This window comes from Weizmannia agrestimuris, assembly GCF_943193165.1.
GTDB lineage: Bacteria > Bacillota > Bacilli > Bacillales > Bacillaceae_C > Weizmannia > Weizmannia faecalis.
In genome coordinates, this window is the sequence record NZ_CALPDC010000094.1 from 1 (window position 1) to 2,244 (window position 2,244).

Below are 2,244 nucleotides of genomic sequence, written 5' to 3' on the forward strand. Positions count from 1 at the left end.
ATCATCCCACTAAAATGTTTAAATATAGTTCATTCAAAAATTAAAATGAATTTTATTTAAGACGTGCGAAATGTGGGTTGTAATGGTGATTTTTGCTTTTTTTCTAAAAGGCATTTCAAAATAAGAATTCATCCCACCATTTGGATTGACGACGATTGGCAAAGAATTTACATCGTATCTTTCGCCGAATCCGTTACAAAAGAAGTCTCCGAGCGGTGTTTCTACAGCTGGTGTTCGAGCCCCATCCCAATATATTCTTAAAATTACATCCCTGAGCACAAAGCTGCCTTTTTCAGTATTTTCCCGAATGGTCATCCACATATGTTTGATGATGCCTGTGCCGGATATCTCAGCAATGACTGTTTCTTTCCCTTGCGGCAGTGATATGCTTCCTCTTCCTTTTCTGCCCGGGCCAAGTTTACTGTCAAACATGCATGCCTTCCCTTTTTCTCCAGTAGGATTCTCCGGAGAGATGGTTCTGGACTGTTCTCCTTTGAATCTGGTTACATTATTTAAGATATTCATATTTCACACCCCAATACACATTTTGGCACAGCGTAAATGTAAATTTAGTCTTTCGTTATCATTTCAAAGGTTTCATGAGGCGGTATTTTTACTTTGACCAGCACGGTTTTTTGGTTAAGAAAGCTGGATTCTTGAAATGGCAAAAGCATCTTTTTCGTTTGATCATAAGGCTTTTTCTCGGTAATGATTTCAACGAAAGCTTCGACCAAGTCTTCATTCTTGTTTGTAATACGAATAGAAACCTCATCGTCTTTTTCAAATGACAAGTCGAATTTAGAATAGCCATACATCAAATTTTCCCATTTAAAACTGCCGGATGGTGAAAAAGGCCTGAAATACAGCGTTTTAGCAAGCGCGTTATATTGAATGCCTAATATTTGTGTTACAAATAACGTGGCAAATGTGCCAGATGCCCAGCTGCACTTTCCGCAGCTGTTCATTCTTACCACATCCCCCCGCTTACAATTTAGCTGGTACGGCCACCACCACCATGATCCATCTAAGTCGGCAAGACGTTTTAGCTCACGTAAATATCCTTCTTCTCCATTCATACTTTCCTCATCTGTAATGCCTAACATGGCAGTAATGTAACCCGGAAAAGTTGCACCGGATTCATTTCCCCATTTAATCCCTTTATTTTCCGGATTATAAGTCGGATTTTCATGACTCATGCTGAAGGCTATATAGTTCCTTAATATGGGATCACTATAGGATTTATATCCGTAGTAGGGCATTAAGGTCGTGTCCGTTTCTTCCCCGTCATGCATGACAAGATTTATACTTCCATTTTCAATGACATCCGTAAGAAAAATTAATCCTTGTTTCGTAATGTCGTCCTGGTAGGGTTGCAGAGGATAAACAGTTTTTGTATCATTTGTTAATCCGCCAATGCCTTCTAGATACTGTTTCCCGTGAGTTCCATCTATTGTCATGTATTTTTCTATATCTTCTTTAATGAAGTTTGCTATATTTTTTAATTCATTCGCTTTTTCCATGTCATGGTATACGAACGCTGCGATTGTTGATAATGACTGGCAACCTTTCCAGACACAAATATTTGTACCAAGGTGATATTTTCCCAGTGAGTAAGCATCTGACAGCCAAAGTGAGTGAAACAAGTAAGGTTCGGATGCTTGTCTGCTGTTTAGGATTTCCTCTAATATATTTAACATTTTCGGATACACCTCTGGATGCTCCAGGAAAAATGTTCGGTCACCGGTTGCTTCGAAATACATCCCTGCCATCATAATCGAAGACAGTGAATTGCTAAGGGAATGAAATAATCCCCCTCTAAATTTGCTTCCAGGAAATTTAATTCCGTATTGCAGGAACCATAAGATGCCTTTTTTATACAAATGGGGTTCAAAAATCGAGAACGGAAGATAAGCGTAATACATATCCTTATTCCATATCCTATTCGTTACCGGTGTTGTTCCCCAATTCGCCCCGACAATCTCATCCTTCGAATTCATCGTTAAAGCACCCAAACTTTGATACAACGCCCTTTGCAAAAGATATGCTGCCATTGGATCATGCTTTATGGAAAGCGTTCCAAAGCGTTCTTTATAATATGAATAGGTTTCATATATTCCGTATTCCTCATTGGCGTTTTCTGCTTTGTCAAGATCTTCATAAGCATTCGCAGTTCTGAAGAGTAAATTCATCAATTTTTAGATGTTTTATGATAAAATGACTTATCCACATTTAGAAAATTTTTCC

Annotated in this window: 2 protein-coding genes; both read right to left on the bottom strand. The window is 38.5% G+C overall.

Annotation, left to right across the window (positions count from 1 at the left end; all coding sequences use genetic code 11):
* Positions 1-33: 33 nt before the first annotated feature.
* Complete coding sequence (locus tag NFR98_RS15655; protein WP_225620946.1) at positions 34-525, bottom strand: DUF2961 domain-containing protein; 492 nt, start codon at positions 523-525, stop codon at positions 34-36.
* Between the two features lie 44 nt (positions 526-569).
* On the bottom strand, positions 570-2,189 hold the full coding sequence (locus tag NFR98_RS15660) for a hypothetical protein (protein ID WP_014096943.1): 1,620 nt from the start codon (positions 2,187-2,189) through the stop codon (positions 570-572).
* Positions 2,190-2,244 lie beyond the last annotated feature (55 nt).